The following is a 21,095-nucleotide window of genomic DNA, read 5'->3' on the forward strand; positions in this document are numbered from 1 at the left end:
ATAGGAAGGTCGGATCCCGCGTGGACGGCCGCAAAGGAGGAAATATGAAACACTTTTTAGCAACGGTCGCATTTGGTGCGCTTCTCGTCGCCACGATGCCCCATGTCGTCCTGGCCGAAACGCCGGAGGATCAGCTCGTCGTCGCCACGACGATGAGCAACATTCTCACCCTCGACCCGGCCGCTATCACCGGCCGCGAGACGGTCCAGGTGCTGAACAACATCTATGACACGCTGGTCGTGCTCTCGCCTGAGGACCGCAGCGTTCAGCCGCGACTGGCAGAACGCTGGGAAGTGGCAGACGACCGCATGTCGATCCGCTTCCATCTACGCAGCGACGCCAAATTTGCCTCCGGCAATCCGGTTACAGCCGAAGACGTCGCCTGGAGCCTGAAACGTCTGCTCGCGCGCAATCTGGCGCAATCGTCGTTCCTGAAGACTCGCGGCTTTACGCTCGAGGCGGCCGACAAGCTGTTCGCCGTCGAAGACGATCGCACTTTCGTGCTGCATCTGCCGAAAGCCGACGACCCGAACCTGATCCTGATGATCCTCGCGCAAAACGGTCCCGGCTCGATCATCGACAGCAAGACGGCGCTTGAGAACCAAAAGGACGGCGACCTCGGGGCCGCATGGTTGACGCTCAACTCCGCCGGCTCCGGTCCGTTCACGCTGACGCAGTGGAAATCGAACGAATTCATCATCCTGACCCGCAACCGCGAATACTGGGGCGAAGCGCCTGGCATGAAGCGCGTGCTGCTTCGCCACTTGCCGGAATCGCAGTCGCAGCGCCTGCTTCTGGAAAAGGGCGACATCGACGTTGCATATTCACTTCAGGCGCCGGATCTGAAATCGCTGGAAGCCGACAAGGCGATCACGATTAAATCGACGCCTGGATCGGGTTTCTACTATCTCAGCGTCTCGATGAAGGACGAACGGTTCGCCAACAAGAAGGTTCGCGAGGCGCTGCGCTATCTCATCGACTACGAAGGTCTCGACAAGGCGGTGATGCCCTATTACGGCAAGCTGCACCAGCGGCCGCTGTCGACGGGTGTGCTTGGCGCTTTGCCGGACGAAGGCTACAAGCTGGATGTTGCGAAGGCCAAGGCCCTGCTTGCAGAGGCGGGCTATCCGGACGGCTTCAAGACAACCTTGCGCGTCCTTTCCGAAGACCCCTTCATGAAGGCGGCGACCGCCATCCAGAACACGCTCGGCCAGGCCGGAATTCAGGCCGAGCTCATCAGCGGTTCGGGTGATCAGATCTACGGTGCCATGCGCGAACGGAAGTTCGAACTTTTGCTCGGTCGCGGCGGCGGCGGCCAGCAACCGCACCCGGACAACAACCTCAGGTCCGTTGCCTATAACTCGAATAATTCCGATGACGCGAAGCTCACCAACTATCAGAGCTGGCGCACCAGCTTCTTTGACGAGAAGCTGAACAAGATGATCGAGGAGGCCCTGGTCGAGCGCGACACCGCCAAGCAGATCAAGCTCTACGAAGGCGTCCAGACCTACATGGACGAGATTGTCATGTCGATCCAGCCGTTCTCGGAAGTCGTCGACACAGCAGCCTTCCGAAGCGACGTGAAGGGGATGATCGTTAGCCCCTGGCTGTCGCGTTTCGAAGGGGTGAATAAGGAACGATAACCCCAGGCTTTGCTTTCAGCGAATCTGAAAAGGCGCGTCGCCCGGCGCGCCTTTTTGCTGTTGGGACCGGTGCAGGTTTCATAGGCCGGACAACGCCGTTGCGGCGGTGCCTGTCAGACACCGCAAAGCCCGGAACGTACAAGCGTGATCGCCTCGCCAGCAACGGTGTGAAGTAGTCGGGGTGGAAGTTGGTCCGTGACCTGCGGGCAAGCGCAGCCATCGCCATTGACCCGGTATCGATCCCATCGACGATCGAACGCATTGCGAGGAGAGCGACAACGCTAAGCTTTGCGGATGTGGTGCGCGCTTTGCCGGGTACGTGGCGTCCGTTCGGCGAGGGACGTCTTGATGGCCTGCCAATTCGCTTCAAAACTCAGTCTCCTTGCTGCAAAGAAATGCCCGGCACTGGGCCGGGCAAGTCGGGGGAGAAACCTTGTCCTGGACCGCAAGCTGGGAAGAGCGGTCTTGAGAGGCGGGACTTCAGTGCGCGCCCTCGTATTCCAGCGAGGCGCCGATCAGTTCTCGCGCATAGGGATGGGTCGCGCAGTTTCCGAGGATCGCCTCGCGCGGCAGAACTTCGGTGATTTCGCCATGGAGCATGACGGCAAAGCGGTCGCACATATGGTCGACCACGGCGAGGTCGTGCGTCACCATAATGTAGGTGAAGCCACGTTCGTCCCTCAGGCGCTGAAGCAGGTTGAGGATTTCCGCCTGCACTGAGACATCGAGCGCCGAGGTCGGCTCGTCGAGCAGCAACAGCGACGGCTCGAGGATCAGGGCGCGGGCGATGGCAACGCGCTGTCTCTGACCGCCGGAGAGCTGGTGAGGGAAACGGTCGAGAAACGAGACCGGCAGACCGACATCGGTGATCACCTTGCGCATGCGTTCCTCACGGTCGCCAAGCTTGTGGATCACGAGCGGCTCGTTGAGGACGGTGCGTACCGACTGGCGCGGATGCAGCGAGCCATAGGGATCCTGGAACACCATCTGCAGCATGCGGCAGCGGTCGATGAGCGGCATGTCGCGCACCGGCTTTCCGTCAATGAGAATGTCGCCGGTCCAAATGTCTGTAAGCATCGAAACGCAACGCAGGACCGTGGATTTGCCCGAGCCGCTTTCGCCAACGAGCCCGAAACACTCGCCCGGCTGCACCGAGAAGGTAACGCCCGGAAGAACCTTGGCGGCCGTTGGGCCCGCGCCGAAGGTTATAGCGAGATCGCGGCATTCGACTGAAACGGACATCAGGCAATTTCCTCCAGCCATTCAGGACGGCGATCGAGCACGGCAAGCGGGGCGCGCCCGCCGCCGATCCTCGGCTGTGCTGCGAGCAAGCCGCGCGTGTAGGGATGTTTCGCCTTGTCGAGGTCCGCAGCCGCCAGGGTTTCAACGATGAGACCGGCGTACATGATCAGGACGCGGTCGCAGAAGTTACGTACGAGATTCAAGTCGTGGCTGATCATGATGAGGCCGATGCCGCGATCCCGAACCAGGCCGTCAAGAATATTCAGCACCTGCAGCCGCACCGTGACATCAAGCGCGGAAGTCGGTTCGTCGGCGATGACGAGGTCCGGGTCGGCAAGCAGCATCATCGCGATCATGACACGCTGGCCCATGCCACCGGATATCTCGTGCGGATATTGATCGTAGACACGCTGCGGGTCGCGGATCTTCACCGCTTCAAGCATGGCAAGGGCCTTGTCGCGCGCCTCGGCCTTCGAGCACCTGAAGTGCCGCAGATAGGTTTCCGCCACCTGGTCGCCGACGCGGCGGATAGGGTTCAGCGAGAACTTCGGATCCTGCAGGATCATCGACATGCGCCTTCCGCGGACCTTCAGCATCTCCTTTTCGGAGAGCGACGGCAGATCGAGTTCCGCAAAGCGAAGCCGGTCGGCGGTGATCGTTGCGCCGGGCAGCAGGCGCAGCAGCGCGCGTCCGACCGTAGACTTGCCGGAACCGCTTTCACCGACGATCCCGAGACGCTCGCGCCCAAGGGTGAAGGAGACGCCGCGCACCGCATCTGTCGGAGCACCGCCATAGCGGATGTGCAAGTTCTCGACCTCGAGAATGGTCTTTTCCATGGGGGCTATCTCCGGTTCATCTGCTTGGGGTCGAGCGCGTCGCGCAGGCCATCTCCGAGCAGATTGAATGCGAGGCTGACGGAAAGGATGGAGATGCCCGGGAAGGTAACCAGCCACCAGCTGTCCAGCATGTACTTGCGGCCAGTCGCGATCATCGCGCCCCATTCCGGAAGCGGAGGTTGCGCGCCCAGTCCGAGGAAACCGAGGCCGGCGGCGGTCAGGATGACGGTGGCCATGTTCAACGTCAGCCGGATGAGCACCGAAGGCAGGCACATCGGCATGATCGACTTGAAGATGATGCGGGTCGCGGACGCTCCCTGCAGTCGCGCTGCCGAGATGTAGTCCGCCTTGCGGAATGTCATCGCCTCCGCGCGCGCCAGCCGTGCGATGGGCGGCCAGGAGGTCAGCGCGATCGCAATGATCGCGTTGTTGAGGCTCGGCCCGAGTGCCGCGACGAAGGCGAGCGAGAGAATGAGGCTCGGGAACGACAGGAAAATGTCGGTGATGCGCATCATCACAGTATCGACCTTGCCGCCGAGGTAGCCAGCAGTCGTGCCGATGACGAGACCGATCGGGCCGACGACGATCGAGACGAGGAAGATGATCGTGAGCGTGATGCGCGCGCCGAAGACCAACCGGCTGAAGATGTCGCGGCCAAGCTCGTCGGTTCCGAAAAGGTGGCCGTTGCCCGGGGCCTGCAAGGTGTTGGCAAGGTTCTGCGCATAGGGGTCGTGGGTCGCGATCAGCGGTGCGAGGGCAGCAATGAGGACAAGCAGTGCCAGAACAGCGAGCCCGAAGGTCGACGTCGGGCTCTTCAGAAGGAAAAGTACGATGTTCTTCACGGACTGAAGCGGTGCCGGCAGACGGAAAGTGGGTTGAACGCGTGTGTCCATCAGCGTGTCCTCGGGTCGAAGATGCGGTAGAGAACGTCGGACAGGAGGTTCAGTCCGATGAAGATGATGCCGACAATCAGCACGCAGGTCATGACGGCGTTCATGTCGCCGGTAATGAGATTACTGGTGAGATATTGGCCAAAGCCTGGCCAAGCAAAGACCGTCTCGATCAGCACTGCCCCTTCGAGCAAGGATCCGTAGGCAAGCGCGATGATGGTCACCAGCTGGACACGGATGTTGATGAAGGCGTGCTGCCAGATCGTTTGGCTGCGCGAAAGACCCTTCACGCGCGCCGTCGTTACGTATTCCTGACCTAGCTGATCAAGCATGAAACTGCGCGTCATGCGCGTGATGTAGGCGGATGAGGAATAGCCGAGCAGGGCAGCCGGCAGGATGATGTGATTGACGGCCGACCAGAAGACGTCCATCTCACCCGCCATGAGGCTGTCGATCAGCAGGAAGCCGGTGCGCTCCTCGACGAGCCCGATATAGAACTGATCCATCCGCCCGCTGCCGCCGACGAGGCCGAAATGGGCGTAAAACACAATGAGTGCAATCATGCCCGTCCAGAAGATCGGCATGGAATGGCCAAAGAGGCTGAAAACGCGCACGACATGGTCCGGCCAGCGATCCTTGTTGACGGCGGCAAGGACGCCGAGCGGAACGCCAAGCCCCGCGCCGATGAGGATCGCGAAGGTGGCAAGCTCGATCGTCGCAGGCATCACATGCAGGATATCCTGAATAACAGGCTGGCCGGTGCGAATGGAGGTACCGAAATTGCCGGTGAAGACGTCTCCCAGATAATAGAAGAACTGTTCCCAGAGCGGCCGGTCGAGACCCAGCGAGCGGTAGACTTGCTCATAGGTCTCCCGGGTCGCATCTTCTCCGACAATGGCGCGGACGGGATCGGCTGGCATCAGCCGGCCGATGAAAAAGGTCAGGAGAAGCAGGCCGAGCAGCGTGACCGCGATGGTCCCGATCTGTCCGGCCGCGCCATAGATGCGGATGCGGCGTAGTGACATGGTTCCTCCGTGTGTCATTCGCCTAAGTAAAGGCGGTACAGGCCCCTATCCTGTATGACAACTTCAGCGAACCTGTCACAGGCTTGCCATGCTGTCAAGCCAAACCGCTCATAGGAAGTCATCGCGACGGGGGGAAAAGCAGTCGATGAGCTCGCCCGCCTCAAGGCACTGGCACCCGTGCTCGGCGCCGCCTGGAATGACGAGACTATCGCCAGCCTGCAAATCATAGGTTTCATCATTGCGGAAGAAGCGGAAGCGGCCGCGTGCCACATAGGTGGATTGTACATGCGGATGGCGGTGCAACCTGCCTTTGGCGCCGGATTCGAAGCGAAAAGACACGACCATGAGATCCGGGGAATCGGAAAGGACCTGACGGGTGACACCCGCGTCCGACGATACGGCGGGGAAGGTGGGGAGAGCCATGTAAACCTCGATGATGTTGTATAACATCATCACCATACATGTTCTTGTGCTTGTATGACAACTACGGTGTCGCTCAATTTTCTTCGGTTGCCGTGGTGCGCGACCGCAAAAGCACCTTGTAGCGTTCCAGGCTCCCCCGAAGGTGGGCGCGCATGCGTTCGCGTGCGGCCTCGGCGTTCCCCTCGATGATCGCGTCGACGATCTGGCCGTGCTCCTCCTGAAGGTGCAGATTATAGTCTTTCGGACGCGATCCGGGCGCCGATCCCTGTAGTTCGCCGCGGGGAATGATACCCGAACGGATCAGCTGAAGAAACTCCGGGAACCGTCTGTTCTGTGTGGCCTCGGCAATTGCAAGGTGAAGCTCGAAATCTGCGTCTCGCGTGGGCGACCCAGTCGCCAAGCATTCGCCCACATGGTGATGGGCCTCAAGGATCGCCTCGATCTGTGCCGCCGAACGGCGGGATGCCGCAAGTCCTGCTGATTCCACCTCGAAAACCGTTCTGAGTTCGAGCAGTTCGATCACCGATGAAATCCGTTGGGTCGTCAAATCCCTGAAGGGCTGGTTCTTGTCCTGTTGGATTTCCAGCGCAAAGATGCCGGCGCCCTTGCGCGCCTCGACCAGACCGTCAGCCCGCAGGATTGCGATAGCTTCACGCACGACCGTGCGACTGACCGAATACTCTTTGGTCAGCGCGCTTTCGCTTGGAAGCCTGTCGCCGGGACGGAAAACACCCTCCATCAGCTCGCGGCGCAGTGCAGTGCTGATCTTTGCCGCCAGCGACGTGCCGCGAACGTGATTGTTTTTGGCTTCCATTTCCACTCCTGTTTCGAACCTGTCTGGCATGTTAGCCGTTATCTGTTCGATTGCAAGGGCGGCCGCGGGTTCGCGTCCTTAGCGCGTAGTGCGCAACATGGCGCGATAGCGTATCTGGCTATTCTTGAGGTGGTTGCGCATGGCCGCGCGTGCTGCATCCTCGTCGCCGTTCTGTATGGCCAGGAGAATTGCCTCGTGTTCGTCAACGAGACGGCTGAGTTCGTCGGAGGCAAGAACAGCCTCCTCGCCGTTATCCGCGATGGCGCGACGGGGGATGAGAGCCGGTCCAAGCGCCCTAAGGAACTCGCCAAAGCGCGGATTGTTGGTTGCCTCGGCGATCGCGACGTGGAAGGCGAAATCGGCCTCCGCGGTCGGTTTCCCTGCAGCCGCGCAGACCCTGAAGGCGTCAAAGGCTTCGATGAGCTTGCCTTCCTGACCGGGCGAGCGGCGAAGGGCCGCAAGTGCCGCCGCGTCGCCCTCGACTGCAGTTCTAAGCTCCAGCATCTCGATCAGCGACGACACCCGCGTGAGGTCGACCTGTTGAAACGGTCCCCGCGCGGACGCAGCCTGGTCCAAAAGGAAAACGCCCGCTCCTTGCCGGGGCTCAACCAAGCCGTCGGAGCGCAGGGCCGCAATCGCCTCGCGCACCACTGTGCGGCTCACGCCGAATTCCTGGGTGAGCTTTGATTCAGACGGCAGGCGGTCTCCAGGATTGTAACGCCCTTTGGATATCTGGGAACGAAGAGCATCCGTAACCTGCGCCACGAGCGTCTTGCCCTGAGAGGCGGAGGGATCGGAAGTCGTCGCTGTCATCATGCAATAGGCCGTTTCCAAGATCACTGTCGGTCCGTTTGTGGATACGCTATCAAGGGGTGATGGCGCAATCCGTCGCTATGCCGACCTCAGATCCCGAGGCATCAGCCGTTCAGGAATGTTCTGATAGGAAACGGGTCTTAGAAACCGCCGAATGGCCATGGTTCCGACCGAGCTTGCGCCGAAGTTGGTCGAGGCCGGGTACGGGCCACCGTGAACCATCGCATCGCAGACCTCGACGCCTGTCGGATAGCCGTTGACCAGGATGCGGCCCGCCTTGCGTTCAAGGATCACCATGAGCTTGCGAGCGAGATCGGTGTCGCCCGCTTCAAGATGGAGGGTTGCTGTCAACTGTCCTGCGAAGCAATTCGCGACCTCAATCATCTCTTCGGCGCTTTCGACTGTGACGATCAGGCCGAGTGGGCCGAAGACCTCTTCCGAAAGGGCGTGATTGTCGAGCCAATCCCGTGCCGCAACGAGAAGGAGACTGGGCGTTGCGTGGCGGCCCTCGCAGCTTGACCCGAGGACTTTGCGTACGCCAGCTCCCGCCGTGATGCGGTCACGCCCGTCGCGATAGGCCGTGGCAATGGCGTCGGTGAGCATTACCTGCGAACCAAATTCCGAAAGTGCGGAGCGAACAGCCTCCGCGAACGCGAGGGCCTGTTCGGCAAGGATCACCGCGATACCTGGGTTGGTGCAGAACTGCCCAGCGCCCAAGGTAAGCGAACCTGCCCACCCCTTGGCGATCTCATCGCCTCGCTTCGAGATTGCGTCGGGCAGGAGGAACATCGGGTTCACCGAGCCGAGTTCACCGAAGAAGGGAATAGGCTCCGGTCGCGCCGCGCACAGATCAAACAGTGCCCGACCGCCGGCGAGTGAACCGGTAAACCCAACCGCTTTGATGAGCGGATGCGTGACGAGTGCTGTCCCAACATCGCGGCGGCCGCCCTGGATCAATGAAAATACACCTGGATGCAATCGATGCGCCCTGATGGCAGAAAGGGCAGCCTCCGCAACGATCTCGCCGGTCCCGGGGTGTGCCGAATGGCCCTTGACGATGACGGGGCAGCCTGCGGCAAGAGCCGAGGCTGTATCACCGCCCATGGTCGAAAACGCTAACGGAAAGTTGGAGGCGCCGAAGACGGCAACAGGACCGATCGGGCGCTGGATCAGGCGAATGTCGGGGCGGGGCAGGGGTTTGCGGTCCGGCAAGGCCTCGTCGCGTCGCCTGTCGAGGTACTCGCCCTTGCGAATGTGGGCGGCAAACAGCCGAAGTTGGCTGGTGGTTCGGGCACGCTCGCCCTCGAGCCGGGCGGCTGGCAGCCCGGTTTCCGAGCTCCCGATTTCGGTGATCGCCGCCCCGCGCGCCTCTATCTCGTCGGCGACGGTTTCGAGGAAGGCTGCGCGCTCCTCCCGAGTGGAGTGGCCATAGGTCCAGAAGGCGTTCTCTGCGGCTTTTGCCGCCTGGTCAACCAGTTCCACCGTTCCGACGGAGAATTCAAAGGCAGGGCCACTTGCCGGTTCGCTCGTAAATTTCTGCGCAGTTGCGATCCATTCGCCTGCGACCAGATGTTTGCCATGCGGTTTGAAAGTCATTCATCACTCCTTAAAGATCGGATTGTCGACATAGGCACCGCCCTGAAAGCGGGCCATGATTTGTCGGAGCCAGGCTGCGGCAGCACGGCCTCCGCGAACCCGCCCGGAAATGTTCGGCATTATCCCTGGGTTTCCAGCCGAGCCAGCCAAGATGGGTGTTGTCCCACCACCCGGCATCGTTCGCCGATGCGCCCCAGATGACGGGGCAGCCCAAAACCGGTACGCGGAAAACCGCCTCGATAAGCGACGCGAAGTCTTCATGAGAAAACCAGGTCGATAACATCCGGTGGTTCGTTGGCTCCGGTGTACAGGAGCCGATCCGCACCAGCGCCGTTTCCTGCCCGAACTTCTCGAAATACATCCGCGCCAGCGCCTCGCCGAAGCATTTTGAGACCCCGTAGAGTCCATCCGGGCGGAACGGAACATCGGGGGCGAGCCGTTCGGTTTGTGGATAATAGCCGATCGTATGGTTAGAACTGGCAAAGACGATGCGCGGGCGGCCATTGGCGCGGGCGGCCTCGAAGAGATTGTAAAGACCGGAGATGTTTCCGCGCACGATCCCCTCAAACGGCCCTTCGGTCGACGCCCCGCCAAGATGGACGATACCGTCGCAGCCGGCGACCATGGCGTTCACCGCTTGAGTGTCGGCAAGATCGCATTGGACGAGCTCCTCATGGTCAGCCGGGGTGCCTAGACCTGCACGATCTGCAAGCCGGACCGTGTCAGCAAGCCCGGCGAGCTTTGTACGCATCACGCGCCCAAGCTGACCCGCCGCGCCGGTAATGAGCAGACGTTCCATTCCAAGCCCCCTTCAGACACCGCAAACAAAGACAAGGTTGGTGCTTGCCTATTGACCTTGTCAGACATATCATACAAATACGCATAACACATATTATATGTTGGTCACAATCACCGAAGGAGGAGTTTCATGCTGACCGTTGAAACGCGGCAAGCCGTCAATCCGGACTATGCAAAGACACTCGATACGGAGGGTCTCCGCAGGCATTTCCTGGCTCAGGACATGTTCCGGTCGGGTGAGATCCGGTTGATCTATACCCACTACGATCGCTTCGTGATGGGCGGCGCCGTTCCCGCGGGCAAGCCACTGACGCTCGACAAGGTTGAAGAAACCAAGACGCCGTCGTTCCTTGACCGGCGCGAGATGGGTATCGTCAATGTCGGCGAAACAGGCATCGTCACCACCGAGAAGGAAAGCTACACGCTCAAGCGCGGCGACGTTCTCTATCTCGGAATCGGTACGGGGGCCGTAACCTTCTCCGGGGAGGGGCGCTTTTACATCACTTCCTGCCCGGCCCACCGCAGCCTGCCCGCCCGGCTTGTCACCATTGCCGACAGCAAGGAAGTCAAACTCGGCACGACCGAAACCTCCAACAAGCGCACGATCAACCAGTTCATCCACCCGCTGGTCATGGAGAGCTGCCAGCTCGTCCTCGGCTACACCACGCTTGAAGATGGCTCGGTGTGGAACACCATGCCTGCGCACGTCCATGATCGCCGTATGGAGGCCTATCTCTATTTCGGCATGGACGAAAAATCCCGCGTGCTGCACCTAATGGGTGAACCGCAGGAAACGCGCCATCTCTTCATTTCCAACGAGGAAGGTGCGATTTCTCCCCCCTGGTCCATTCACTCTGGCGCCGGCATCGGCTCCTACACGTTCATATGGGCAATGGCCGGCGACAATGTTGACTATACCGACATGGAGTTCGTCCAACCGGGGAATCTGAAGTGACAAATCCCTTTTCCCTTCAGGGACATAAGGCGCTCGTCACCGGCGCAAACACCGGGCTTGGGCAGGCGATTGCCGTTGGCCTTGCTGCGGCTGGCGCCGAGGTAACTTGCGCGGCGCGACGCGCGCCTGAGGAAACACTTGAAATCATCGCAAACGCGGGCGGGATCGCCGCACCGCTTGCCTTGGACTTTGCCGATCCGATGGCTGCGCGCGACGTCTTTGCCGGAAAGGGCTACGACATTCTTGTCAACAATGCCGGCATCATTCGCCGCGCCGATGCGGTCGAGTTTTCCGAGGCCGACTGGGACGACGTCATGGACGTCAACGTCAAAGCCCTCTTCTTCACATGCCAGGCCTTCGCCAAGGAATTGCTGGCGAAGGGCCGACCCGGAAAAATCGTCAACGTCGCATCGCTACTTTCCTTTCAAGGCGGCATCCGCGTGCCTTCCTACACGGCATCCAAGCATGGCGTTTCGGGTCTCACCAAGCTGCTTGCCAATGAGTGGGCATCCAAGGGTATCAATGTGAACGCGATCGCGCCAGGTTACATCGTGACCAACAACACCGAGGCACTGCGCGACGATCCTGGTCGCAACAAAGCCATCCTCGATCGCATCCCCGCCAACCGCTGGGGCAAGCCTGAAGACATCGCCGGCGCTGCCGTGTTCCTGTCGTCGTCTGCTGCCGACTACGTTCACGGCGCAATACTCAATGTGGACGGTGGCTGGCTGGCCCGTTGACGCTGTCGCCGACCGCTAACTCATCATACTAGCTATATGATGAGTTGATACAGAACCGGGCCGTACCCCGCCATTTTTATTCTGAAAACACGTTGAGGACCAAGAGAAATGACCCCAGAACAGATCAAGGCCGCGCTAGGATCGGGCCTGCTTTCCTTTCCGGTGACGCACTTCGATGCGCAGGGCCGTTTCGCGCCGGAGAGCTACAAGGCCCATGTCGAATGGCTGGCAGGTTACAAGGCGCCGGTGCTGTTTGCCGCCGGTGGTACGGGCGAGTTCTTCTCGCTAAAGCCCGACGAAATCTCCGGCATCGTTGCCGCCGCCAAGGAGGCTTCCGGAGAGACGGCAATCGTCTCCGGTTGCGGTTACGGCACGGAGATGGCCGTTGATATCGCCCGCTCCGTCGAGAAGGTCGGCGCCGATGGTATCCTGCTTCTGCCGCACTATCTGATCGACGCGCCGCAGGAAGGCCTCTATGCCCATGTGAAGAAGATCTGCCAGTCGGTCGGCATCGGCGTCATGGTCTATAACCGCGACAACTCGGTGCTGCAGCCCGACACACTCGCCCGGCTTTGCGACGAGTGCCCGAACCTGATCGGCTTCAAGGATGGCACCGGCGACATCGGCCTCGTGCGTCAGGTTACCGCCAAGATGGGCGACAGGCTCATGTATCTCGGCGGCATGCCGACGGCGGAGCTTTTTGCCGAGGCCTATCTCGGTGCCGGGTTCACCACCTATTCGTCCGCCGTGTTCAATTTCGTGCCGGGACTTGCCAACGAGTTCTATGCAGCCCTTCGAAGCGGAAATCGCGCCACCTGCGAACGCATCCTCAATGACTTTTTCTATCCGTTCATGGCGATCCGCAATCGCGCCAAGGGCTATGCGGTTTCGGCGGTCAAAGCAGGCGTGCGACTGCAAGGGTTCAGCACCGGTCCGGTGCGCAGCCCGCTCACCGACCTGACGAGCGCAGAAGTTGAGATGCTCGAGGCGCTGATCGGCAGTCACAAGCGCAAGGTGTGACGGCTTGATGGGAGGAGGCGTCGTTCGTCATGAAACGGCGCCTCCGGGATGGCGCCGAGTGATTTTCAAGTCCGCCAATGTCAGGGAGCACCGTGACGGTCGCCCTTCTCGAAGGCATCGTTCGATGAAGGCTTCTCGATGCCGAATTGTGCGGACAACACCCGTGCCTGTTCGGGCTCATCGAGTTGCATCAAGCCACCGTCCCGGCTCTGACGAACCTTGTTCAGGTGATCGCGCGGACTAAGTCCCAAAGTTCGCTTGAACATCCGCGAAAAGTAATAGGGGTCGGAATAGCCGACTTCCGTGGCGGCGGCCGCCACGGAAAGACCAGCCTCCAGGAAATGCATGGCGCGCTCCATGCGTTTAAGTTCCTGGTATTTACGTGGCGTGCGGGTCACCCGCTTCTGAAATTCGCGCAAAAAGTAGTCGCGATTGTAAGGCGACGCGTCGACCGCCCGCGTCGCAATTTCCGGATCGAGCGGGTTGGCGGAAATCATAGTGGCCGCTTTCATGACCGCAAGGTCGATCGCATCGGCGCCCTCGGGCTGGTAGGTGGCGTGGTCGCGCCAGCCGATGAACGCATCCTCGATGAAGGCAATGAGCAGCACCATGAAGAGATGATGCTGACCGAGGGTAACGGAGGAGGGGGGAGCGCTCTGCCGATAGTGGCGGACCAGCGGTTCGAGAAGCGGCCAGCGCGACAGGCGCAATTTCGGTTTCAGATCCATCTGCGCAATAAGGTTATGGCGCCCATAGATATCGAGCGTGAAGTGCTGCGCGACACCGAGATAGGTTTCCCGCCCTTCATTCCATCCGATGAAACGTTGCCTGCGCGAAATCAGCATCGCATCGCCCGGTTCCATGATCACCGCTTCGCCGTCTATCAGGTAATGGCCGCGTCCTTCGAGGCAGATCACGAGGTCATCGACCTCATTGGACTTGTCGATCCGCCAGGTGTGCGAGTGTTCCATGCGGATCGCCGCTCGCGTCAGATTGAGGGTCAGTGCCGTCGGCGGAATCGCAGAGAGAATACCACCTTCAATTTCGTCCATCTTTTTCCTCGCCTTTGTGAATTCATTCTGCCGGAGAGATGGGTGATTGTCATCGCATAAACCGCTTATGCGCACCGCATCGTCTGGGAGGAGGGAATGGTTCGTGGCGAAAAAGGGGAAAATCCTGCTTTCGCCCGTGCCATTCCGGGAGCGTAATTTGTACGAAACTGTATCTATGAAAGCAGCTTTTCGGTGCCATCCGGGAGGAAGGGCATGAAAGGGCAGCGTCTTCTCGGGCTCGGCTATCTTGCGCCCTACATCATTGGCCTTCTGATTTTCACGGCCATTCCGTTCATTGGCTCGTTCTACCTGAGCTTCACCAGCTACGACCTGATGAGCGAGCCACGCTGGACGGGGCTTGCCAACTACGAGCGGCTGTTTACCCGTGACCGCACCTTCATCAAGTCGTTGAACGTCACGCTGCTCTACGTGTTCCTGACCGTGCCGTTGAAGCTCGCCTTTGCACTCTTCATCGCGGCGATCCTGAATTACCGGTTGAAGTTCATCGGCCTGTTCCGCACCGCCTTCTACGTGCCGTCGATCCTCGGTGGCTCGATCGCGATCGCCGTTTTGTGGCGCTATGTCTTTGCCTCGGAGGGGCTGGCGAACATGGCGCTTGCCACGCTGGGGCTCGCCCCGATCGACTGGTTCGGCGATCCGACCAACGCGCTCTTCACCATCACGCTTCTGCGCTGCTGGCAGTTCGGTTCGGCCATGGTGATCTTTCTCGCGGCGCTGCAATCGATCGACAAGTCGCTCTATGAGGCGGCGGCCATCGACGGTGCGGGCAAGGTGCGGACCTTCTTCTGGATCACGCTGCCGCTGCTGACCCCGGTCATCTTCTTCAACCTCATCATGCAGATGGTCCAGGCATTCCAGGAGTTCAACGGCCCCTACATCATCACCCAGGGCGGTCCGCTGAAGGCAACCTACCTGCTGCCGCTCTACATCTATGACGAGGCGTTCAAGAAGTTCAACATGGGCTATGCCTCGTCGATTGCCTGGGTGCTCTTCATCATCATCACCGTGCTGACCCTCGTGGCCTTCTGGTCCTCGAAGAAGTGGGTCTACTACGCCGGCGACAAGAGGAACTGAGCCATGGTCGATCTCCAGACTTTCAACGACCGGCAGGCCGCACGCAGGGCAAGGCTCCGTCTGCTGTCGACAACAGTTCGCTACGTGCTCTTGTTTTCAGTCGGTTTCGTAATGCTCTATCCGCTGATCTGGCTGGTCGGCGCGAGCTTCAAGACCAATTCGGAGATTTTCGCCGGCGCCGGCTTCCTGCCGAACGATCCGACTGGCGACGGCTACATCAAGGGCTGGCAGACGTCGACGCCCTACACGTTTGGCCGCTTCTTCTGGAACTCGTTCCTGATCATTCTGCCGAAGGTAATCGGCACGGCGATCTCCTGTACCATGGCGGCCTACGCCTTCGCGCGGTTCGATTTCCCGTTCAAGAAGATCCTCTTCGCTTCCGTGATCGCGATCCTGCTCTTGCCGAACGTGGTGACGCGCATCCCGCAATACATTCTGTTTCGTGATCTCGGCTGGCTCGACAGTTTCCTGCCGCTCTGGGTGCCTTCTGCCTTTGCCGGCGACGCGTTCTTCGTCTTCATGCTGGTGCAATTCCTGCGCTCGCTGCCGGCAGACATGGAAGAGGCGGCGCGCGTCGATGGAGCCAACAGTCTGCAGACACTGGTTTATATCGTCGTCCCGATGCTGGCGCCGGCGCTGATCTCGGTCTGCCTGTTCCAGTTCATGTGGACGATGAACGATTTTCTCGGGCCGCTGATCTACCTTTCGTCGGTCGACAAGTATCCCGTGAGCCTCGCGCTCAAACTCTCCATCGACACCACAGAAGCCTTCGAATGGAACCGCATTCTCGCAATGTCGGTGCTGACCATCACGCCGGCTCTGGTCGTGTTCTTCGCTGCACAACGGTATTTCATTGAAGGGATCTCCTCCGGGGGAGTCAAAGGCTGACCATGGCAAAGGTTCAATTGAAAGACCTCGAAAAGGTCTATGGCGGCGCGTTCAAGGCAGTCCACGGCATCAACCTCGATATCGAGGATGGAGAGTTCATGGTCTTCGTCGGCCCGTCCGGATGCGCCAAATCCACGACGCTGCGCATGGTCGCAGGGCTTGAGGAAATCTCAGGCGGAGAAATCCTGATCGGCGACCAGCGCGTCAACGATTTGCCGCCCGGCAAGCGCTCGATCGCAATGGTGTTTCAGAACTATGCGCTCTATCCGCATATGAAAGTGCGCGGCAACCTCGCCTTCGGTCTGAAGATCGCGGGCAAGCCGAAGGCCGAGATCGAGGCGGCCATCAATCACGTGGCCAAGATCCTGGAGATCGAGCCGTTGCTCGACCGGCTGCCGAAGCAGCTCTCCGGCGGCCAGGCCCAGCGCGTAGCTCTCGGGCGCGCGTTGATCAAGAAGCCGGGCGTCTTTCTGTTCGATGAACCGCTCTCCAATCTCGACGCCAAGCTGCGCGCCTCGATGCGGGTACGCATTACCGACCTGCACCGCCAGTTGAAGGCCGAGGGCCTGTCTTCGACAGTCATCTACGTGACGCACGACCAGACCGAAGCCATGACCATGGGGGATCGGATCTGCGTCATGCAGGCCGGCCATATCATGCAAGTGGCAACGCCCAAGGAACTCTACAATCGTCCGGCAAACCTGTTCGTCGCCGGCTTCATCGGAAGCCCCGAGATGAACCTTGTCGATGCGACGCTTGAGGGTTGCGAACTCCAGATCGGCAGCCAGCGGTTGGCGCTTGGCACCAATCTCGAAGGCAGGCTTTCGGCCCGCCCTGCTGACGCTGTCCTTGGCATGCGCCCGCAGCATCTTTCGCTCGCCGCCGACGGGCAGGGGCTCGCTGCAAGGCTAACCAATGCCGAGTTCATGGGCCACGAGGTCTATCTTCATGCGGATCTCGAAGGGCGCAAGCTGGTGAGCGTCGTCGGTGCTGCCGAGTTCGAGGCGCTCGGCCAGTCGGACGTGATTCGCCTGCGCCCGGATCCTGACCACCTGCATGTTTTCGACAAGACCGACGGCCGCAACGTCTCGCTGTGAGGAGCAGCGTTCGACCCCATTCCAAGGAGGAGAAGTTCGATGAAATTGAGAATGATCGCAGCACTGGCCAGCGTCGCCTATGGCGCTCTGGCCCTTGGCACGGCAGCGCAGGCCGCCGAACTGCGTATGGCCTGGTGGGGCGGTGAGAGCCGCCACGTCGCCACGCAGAAGGCGATCGCCGCCTGCGGCAAAAAACATGGCCACACGGTCAAGGGCGAATTCACCGGCTTTGACGGCTACCTTGAAAAGCTGACGACCCAGATGGCCGGCAAGACTGAAGCCGACATCATCCAGGTCAACTGGCCCTGGCTGCCGTTGTTCTCGAAGAATGGCGACGGTTTCGCCGATTTGCGCAAGCTGAAGGCGATCGATCTTTCCAACTGGACCGAAGCGGACCTGTCGGCTGGCTCGATGAACGGGGTGCTGCAGGGGCTTTCCGTTTCGACTACGGGCCGCGTCTTCTTCTTCAACGCCACGACCTTCGAGAAGGCAGGCGTTGCCACTCCGAAAAGCTGGGACGAGTTCTTTGCGGCCACGGCAACCATCAAGGAAAAGCTCGGCAAGGACTACTATACCTTCAATGCCGTCAAGGAGACGGCGCAGCTTTTGACGACCCTGGCTGTCGTTCAGAAGACTGGCAAGGATCTCGTCGATCCCGCGACCAATCGCGTTGCCTGGACGCCGGAGGAACTTGCCGAGGGCATATCGTTCCTGGGCAAGCTGGTCGAGACCGGCGCAATCCGATCGCAGAAAGAGGAGGCGGCGGATGGCAATGTCAACCTGTTTGAAAAGCCGGCCTGGGCCGACGGCAAGGTTGCCGGCTCCTACGAATGGGATTCGACCTATTCGAAATATGCAGACCCGTTGAAGGACGGTCAGGTTCTTAAGCCCGTGGCTATGCTGAAGCTTCCGGACGCCGTGACGGAAGGCGTCTATCGCAAGCCCTCGATGGTCTTCTCCATCTCCAAAAATTCCAAGGATCCGGAGGCGGCAGCTCAGATCGTCAATTGCCTGCTGAACGAACCGGAGGGCATCGATGCACTCGGCACATCGCGCGGCCTGCCGGCGTCGAAGGCAGCCGCTGCCCGCCTGGGTGACAAGGGCGAGCCTGAAGTGCGGGCCGCAAACGCGATCGTAGTCGCCGCAAGCGGCCCGGCCGTCTCGCCGTTTAACGAGCATCCGGAAGTGCGCGCAGCCTTCATCGATACGTTGGAAGAGTACGCCTATGGCCAACTCACGGCCGATGAAGCAGCCGCACAGATCATTGATACGGTGAACGACGTGCTCGCAGAGTTCGATTGATCGTCAGATTTCCCGCCGCGGTTTCCGCGGCGGGTCCGCCCCCGGCGGAATAACAACCAAGAGAAAGAGATCATGATCCGACCGTCCATCATCGCGCTATCGGCGCGAACGGCAGCGCTTTGCCTGCCTAAAGCCGGAGCGCTTTATCGCCTGCCTGAGCGGATTAGCTGGGAGCTGTCGTCGCTGACGGGCGACAACGAAATGCGGGAAGGCGAGACGTCGACGGTCGTTAGCCTTCTGCATGATCTACAGCCCAGTTGTCGCTACCGAATCGAGATCGACGGGTTCCAGCCACTCGAGTTCGAAACGGCAGCCTGCGCCGGTCTCATCGATCCTACCACCTTTGGCTTTGTCCCAGACATTCGTCACGACGACCTCAAGGGTGCGCGAGCCAACGCTGCCGCCTTGGCGCATGCTGTAAGCGCCGTGCCTGACGGCGGCACTCTGCGTCTGCCCGAGGGAGACTGGACGGCTTTTCCGGTTCGGCTGAAGAGCAGCATGACCCTCAATCTTTCCAAGGGAGCGATCCTTCGGGCGCCTTCGGTTCGCGAAGGCTGGCCCATTCTTGAGGCCCGCGACATGGAGGGCAGGATGCTCGGGAGCTGGGAAGGGTTGCCAGCCGCCTGTTTCGCCGCTCCAATACATGCGATCGGCGCTGAAAGCCTGGTGATTGAGGGCGAGGGTACGCTCGACGGGTCGGGAGACCTGGGGGATTGGTGGAATTGGCCGAAGGAAACCCGTGAGGGGGCCCGCCGTCCGCGCGGCCTGCACCTCGTTTCCTGTGTCGACGTGAAGCTCTTAGGCCTTACCATCCGCAACGCGCCATCCTGGACGATCCATCCGCAGGGCTGCCGCCGGCTGATCGCTGTGGGCCTCACTGTAACCGCCCCGCCCGACAGTCCGAACACCGATGGCTTCAACCCCGAAGGCTGCTGCGACGCTACGATCACCGGCGTGCGATTTTCCGTGGGGGACGATTGTATCGCGATCAAGGCGGGTAAGCGCGGGCCGAATGGCGAAGACGATCATCTTGCAGAGACGCGCGGCATCAGTGTCACCCACTGCCTGATGGAGCGCGGCCACGGCGGCCTCGTCATCGGCTCGGAAATGTCGGGCGGCGTGCACGACGTTTCGGTGGAGGACTGCGAAATGGTCGGTACCGATCGCGGCCTGCGTCTGAAGACAAGGCGTGGTCGCGGCGGCTCTGTCACGAACATTACTATGCGGCGGGTTCTCATGGATGGCGTCGAGACCGCTCTATCGGCCAACGCTCATTACCACTGTGATGCCGACGGTCACGACGACTGGGTGCAATCGCGCCAACCGGCCCTGGTAGATGCGGGAACACCCTTCATCGATGGCCTCACCATCGAGGACGTGGAAATCCGCAAGCTCTCGCACGCGGCAGGGGCATTTCTCGGACTGCCGGAAGCACCGATCCGCAACATCAGAATTCGCCGCTTGAAGATCGCGTCCTATCGCGGTGACACGACCGCAACGCCTCCGATCATGGCGGACCGAGTGCGACCGATGCGGCACGAGACGATCGTCGCCGAGTGCGCCGAGATCGACTGCGAACAACCTGCGCTCTTGAGTGGAGCCCCGATTTCCGTTTCCCTTGAATGAGATATCCGATGGACCCGACCGACTATTTCGATCAGTTCGCGCAACGCTACACCCCCTACAAGGGCGGAAGCTGGTGCTACGAGGATGGCTGCGTCTATCGCGGTCTTCGCCTTCTTTTCGAGGCGACCGGCGAGGTGCGCTGGAACAAGCACCTGCACCGGCTTATCGACCGGCAGGTCGCTTCTGACGGCACACTGCTCGGGTACGATCCTGCCGAGTACAATATCGATAACATCCTTGCAGGACGCGTCCTGTTCCCGCTCGCAACAGAAACAGGGGATCCTCGTTACAGCAAGGCCGCGGATCATCTCGCAGGCCAGTTGCAAAACCATCCGCGAATTCTTGCGGGCAATTATTGGCACAAGAACCGCTACCCGCACCAGGTCTGGCTCGATGGGCTTTACATGGGGCTGCCATTCCAGATCGAGTATGCACTCGTTAATGACAAGCCGGCGCTGATTGCTGACGCGCTTCAGCAGTTTTCGACGGCGCTGGTGTTCACTGCGACTAAGGGCGGTCTCTACGTCCACGGCTATGATGACAGCCGGATGCAACGATGGTCCGACACGACCACGGGCAAGTCACCGGCGGTTTGGGCGCGCGCCGTCGGCTGGCTGGCAATGGCTCTGGTCGATGCGCTGGCGCTTCTGTCCGAAGACGGGGCTACCACAGCGCTACGTCAGCGGACACGCCGTCTGCTGGACGAACTGACGGCACGCCAGACGTCGTCCGGTCTCTGGATGCAGATACTCGACGAGCCCGATCTTGCGGATAATTACGAGGAAACATCGGCTTCCGCGATGTTTGCCTACGCGTTGCTGCGCGCCGCGAGGCTGGGTCTTGCCGAGCCCGACCGCGCAGTTTCTGTCGGCAACAGGGCCCTCGACGCACTCCTGTCGAGACGTCTCGACACAGACGACCAGGGCGTCACGCGCTTGACGACGATCGTTGGCGTTGCCGGCCTCGGCGGGTTCGAAGGCCACTATCGGGACGGTTCACCCGGCTACTACCTCACCGAAAAGGTAGTGGCGGATGACGCCAAGGGCGTCGGACCACTGATGATGGCCTTCGCCGAGCGCCTCAGACGTTGTGATTGAGCGGGCAGAGTGCCGTGTAACCGACCAGGTTGCCAGACTGTCGTAAAGCGCGAACGTGGTGCGGCCGAGCAGATTCGCCGGGGCCAATATCGAGTGCTGTTTCGATTTCAAGGCGTGCGGGGCAGCGGCCGACCGAGACGGCA

At 60.6% G+C, this 21,095-nt stretch carries 19 protein-coding genes and 1 pseudogene; 10 read left to right on the top strand and 10 right to left on the bottom strand.

What is annotated here, in order from left to right:
* Nucleotides 1-44 precede the first annotated feature (44 nt).
* On the top strand, nt 45-1,643 hold the full coding sequence (locus tag AC1Z3V_RS06685) for an ABC transporter substrate-binding protein (protein ID WP_483497953.1): 1,599 nt from the start codon (nt 45-47) through the stop codon (nt 1,641-1,643).
* 480 nt (nt 1,644-2,123) lie between these two features.
* Here the strand turns inward: AC1Z3V_RS06685 and AC1Z3V_RS06690 are convergent, their stop codons facing one another.
* The 9 genes and pseudogenes from AC1Z3V_RS06690 to AC1Z3V_RS06730 all read right to left on the bottom strand — a co-directional run bounded on the left by AC1Z3V_RS06690 (nt 2,124) and on the right by AC1Z3V_RS06730 (nt 10,081).
* Nucleotides 2,124-2,885 (bottom strand): ABC transporter ATP-binding protein, encoded by a 762-nt coding sequence (locus tag AC1Z3V_RS06690; protein WP_483497955.1) that lies wholly within the window; start codon nt 2,883-2,885, stop codon nt 2,124-2,126.
* Nucleotides 2,885-3,721, bottom strand: coding sequence for an ABC transporter ATP-binding protein (locus AC1Z3V_RS06695; protein WP_483497956.1), 837 nt, complete (start codon nt 3,719-3,721; stop codon nt 2,885-2,887). Before AC1Z3V_RS06695 ends, AC1Z3V_RS06690 begins: the two co-directional genes overlap by 1 nt.
* 5 nt (nt 3,722-3,726) lie before the next feature.
* Entirely contained in the window at nt 3,727-4,614 is an 888-nt protein-coding gene (locus AC1Z3V_RS06700; protein WP_483497957.1) for an ABC transporter permease, read from the bottom strand.
* Nucleotides 4,614-5,636, bottom strand: a complete 1,023-nt coding sequence (locus tag AC1Z3V_RS06705; RefSeq protein ID WP_483497958.1) for an ABC transporter permease — start codon at nt 5,634-5,636, stop codon at nt 4,614-4,616. Before AC1Z3V_RS06705 ends, AC1Z3V_RS06700 begins: the two co-directional genes overlap by 1 nt.
* 108 nt (nt 5,637-5,744) lie before the next feature.
* Nucleotides 5,745-6,095: a cupin domain-containing protein gene (locus AC1Z3V_RS06710; RefSeq protein WP_483497960.1), complete on the bottom strand. Its 351-nt coding sequence runs from the start codon at nt 6,093-6,095 to the stop codon at nt 5,745-5,747.
* Between the two features lie 37 nt (nt 6,096-6,132).
* On the bottom strand, nt 6,133-6,873 hold the full coding sequence (locus AC1Z3V_RS06715) for a FadR/GntR family transcriptional regulator (RefSeq protein WP_483499580.1): 741 nt from the start codon (nt 6,871-6,873) through the stop codon (nt 6,133-6,135).
* 78 nt (nt 6,874-6,951) lie between these two features.
* Nucleotides 6,952-7,689 (bottom strand): FadR/GntR family transcriptional regulator, encoded by a 738-nt coding sequence (locus AC1Z3V_RS06720; protein WP_483497961.1) that lies wholly within the window; start codon nt 7,687-7,689, stop codon nt 6,952-6,954.
* 75 nt (nt 7,690-7,764) lie between these two features.
* Nucleotides 7,765-9,282 (bottom strand): aldehyde dehydrogenase (NADP(+)), encoded by a 1,518-nt coding sequence (locus AC1Z3V_RS06725; RefSeq protein ID WP_483497963.1) that lies wholly within the window; start codon nt 9,280-9,282, stop codon nt 7,765-7,767.
* Nucleotides 9,283-9,285: 3 nt separating this feature from the next.
* A pseudogene (locus tag AC1Z3V_RS06730) lies at nt 9,286-10,081 on the bottom strand (NAD-dependent epimerase/dehydratase family protein).
* 129 nt (nt 10,082-10,210) lie between these two features.
* Between AC1Z3V_RS06730 and kduI the strand changes: the two are divergent.
* The 3 genes from kduI to kdgD all read left to right on the top strand — a co-directional run bounded on the left by kduI (nt 10,211) and on the right by kdgD (nt 12,795).
* Complete coding sequence (gene kduI, locus AC1Z3V_RS06735; RefSeq protein ID WP_483497965.1) at nt 10,211-11,035, top strand: 5-dehydro-4-deoxy-D-glucuronate isomerase; 825 nt, start codon at nt 10,211-10,213, stop codon at nt 11,033-11,035.
* Entirely contained in the window at nt 11,032-11,775 is a 744-nt protein-coding gene (gene kduD / locus AC1Z3V_RS06740) for a 2-dehydro-3-deoxy-D-gluconate 5-dehydrogenase KduD (protein ID WP_483497967.1), read from the top strand. The genes kduI and kduD overlap by 4 nt, the downstream gene beginning before the upstream one ends.
* 108 nt (nt 11,776-11,883) lie before the next feature.
* Entirely contained in the window at nt 11,884-12,795 is a 912-nt protein-coding gene (gene kdgD, locus AC1Z3V_RS06745) for a 5-dehydro-4-deoxyglucarate dehydratase (RefSeq protein ID WP_483497969.1), read from the top strand.
* A gap of 80 nt (nt 12,796-12,875) precedes the next feature.
* Here kdgD and AC1Z3V_RS06750 read toward each other — a convergent pair whose 3' ends face one another.
* The gene (locus tag AC1Z3V_RS06750) at nt 12,876-13,847 is read right to left on the bottom strand and encodes a helix-turn-helix domain-containing protein (protein ID WP_483497970.1); all 972 of its coding nucleotides are present in this window, start codon (nt 13,845-13,847) and stop codon (nt 12,876-12,878) included.
* Between the two features lie 213 nt (nt 13,848-14,060).
* On the opposite strand from AC1Z3V_RS06750, the gene AC1Z3V_RS06755 reads away from it, so the two are divergent.
* The 6 genes from AC1Z3V_RS06755 (at nt 14,061) to AC1Z3V_RS06780 (ending at nt 20,952) form a co-directional block, all read left to right on the top strand.
* Nucleotides 14,061-14,942, top strand: a complete 882-nt coding sequence (locus AC1Z3V_RS06755; protein ID WP_483497971.1) for a carbohydrate ABC transporter permease — start codon at nt 14,061-14,063, stop codon at nt 14,940-14,942.
* A 3-nt stretch (nt 14,943-14,945) separates the two neighbouring features.
* Complete coding sequence (locus AC1Z3V_RS06760; protein WP_483497972.1) at nt 14,946-15,830, top strand: carbohydrate ABC transporter permease; 885 nt, start codon at nt 14,946-14,948, stop codon at nt 15,828-15,830.
* 2 nt (nt 15,831-15,832) lie between these two features.
* Nucleotides 15,833-16,927: an ABC transporter ATP-binding protein gene (locus tag AC1Z3V_RS06765; protein ID WP_483497973.1), complete on the top strand. Its 1,095-nt coding sequence runs from the start codon at nt 15,833-15,835 to the stop codon at nt 16,925-16,927.
* Between the two features lie 39 nt (nt 16,928-16,966).
* On the top strand, nt 16,967-18,229 hold the full coding sequence (locus tag AC1Z3V_RS06770) for an ABC transporter substrate-binding protein (RefSeq protein WP_483497974.1): 1,263 nt from the start codon (nt 16,967-16,969) through the stop codon (nt 18,227-18,229).
* Nucleotides 18,230-18,301: 72 nt separating this feature from the next.
* Nucleotides 18,302-19,855, top strand: coding sequence for a polygalacturonase PglA (pglA, locus tag AC1Z3V_RS06775; protein WP_483497975.1), 1,554 nt, complete (start codon nt 18,302-18,304; stop codon nt 19,853-19,855).
* Between the two features lie 8 nt (nt 19,856-19,863).
* Nucleotides 19,864-20,952 carry a glycoside hydrolase family 88/105 protein gene (locus AC1Z3V_RS06780; protein WP_483497976.1) on the top strand — a complete coding sequence of 363 codons (1,089 nt, stop codon included), beginning with the start codon at nt 19,864-19,866 and terminating at the stop codon, nt 20,950-20,952.
* The last annotated feature ends 143 nt before the right edge of the window (nt 20,953-21,095 follow it).

This window comes from Ensifer sp. 38_S197 (assembly GCF_056924495.1).

Bases quoted from the DNA above. Each gene is read 5' to 3' on its own strand.
- AC1Z3V_RS06685 (WP_483497953.1), top strand. From the start codon at position 45: ATGAAACACTTTTTAGCAACGGTCGCATTTGGTGCGCTTCTCGTCGCC.
- AC1Z3V_RS06690 (WP_483497955.1), bottom strand. From the start codon at position 2,885: ATGTCCGTTTCAGTCGAATGCCGCGATCTCGCTATAACCTTCGGCGCG.
- AC1Z3V_RS06695 (WP_483497956.1), bottom strand. From the start codon at position 3,721: ATGGAAAAGACCATTCTCGAGGTCGAGAACTTGCACATCCGCTATGGC.
- AC1Z3V_RS06700 (WP_483497957.1), bottom strand. From the start codon at position 4,614: ATGGACACACGCGTTCAACCCACTTTCCGTCTGCCGGCACCGCTTCAG.
- AC1Z3V_RS06705 (WP_483497958.1), bottom strand. From the start codon at position 5,636: ATGTCACTACGCCGCATCCGCATCTATGGCGCGGCCGGACAGATCGGG.
- AC1Z3V_RS06710 (WP_483497960.1), bottom strand. From the start codon at position 6,095: ATGGTGATGATGTTATACAACATCATCGAGGTTTACATGGCTCTCCCC.
- AC1Z3V_RS06715 (WP_483499580.1), bottom strand. From the start codon at position 6,873: ATGGAAGCCAAAAACAATCACGTTCGCGGCACGTCGCTGGCGGCAAAG.
- AC1Z3V_RS06720 (WP_483497961.1), bottom strand. From the start codon at position 7,689: ATGATGACAGCGACGACTTCCGATCCCTCCGCCTCTCAGGGCAAGACG.
- AC1Z3V_RS06725 (WP_483497963.1), bottom strand. From the start codon at position 9,282: ATGACTTTCAAACCGCATGGCAAACATCTGGTCGCAGGCGAATGGATC.
- kduI (WP_483497965.1), top strand. From the start codon at position 10,211: ATGCTGACCGTTGAAACGCGGCAAGCCGTCAATCCGGACTATGCAAAG.
- kdgD (WP_483497969.1), top strand. From the start codon at position 11,884: ATGACCCCAGAACAGATCAAGGCCGCGCTAGGATCGGGCCTGCTTTCC.
- AC1Z3V_RS06750 (WP_483497970.1), bottom strand. From the start codon at position 13,847: ATGGACGAAATTGAAGGTGGTATTCTCTCTGCGATTCCGCCGACGGCA.
- AC1Z3V_RS06755 (WP_483497971.1), top strand. From the start codon at position 14,061: ATGAAAGGGCAGCGTCTTCTCGGGCTCGGCTATCTTGCGCCCTACATC.
- AC1Z3V_RS06760 (WP_483497972.1), top strand. From the start codon at position 14,946: ATGGTCGATCTCCAGACTTTCAACGACCGGCAGGCCGCACGCAGGGCA.
- AC1Z3V_RS06765 (WP_483497973.1), top strand. From the start codon at position 15,833: ATGGCAAAGGTTCAATTGAAAGACCTCGAAAAGGTCTATGGCGGCGCG.
- AC1Z3V_RS06770 (WP_483497974.1), top strand. From the start codon at position 16,967: ATGAAATTGAGAATGATCGCAGCACTGGCCAGCGTCGCCTATGGCGCT.
- pglA (WP_483497975.1), top strand. From the start codon at position 18,302: ATGATCCGACCGTCCATCATCGCGCTATCGGCGCGAACGGCAGCGCTT.
- AC1Z3V_RS06780 (WP_483497976.1), top strand. From the start codon at position 19,864: ATGGACCCGACCGACTATTTCGATCAGTTCGCGCAACGCTACACCCCC.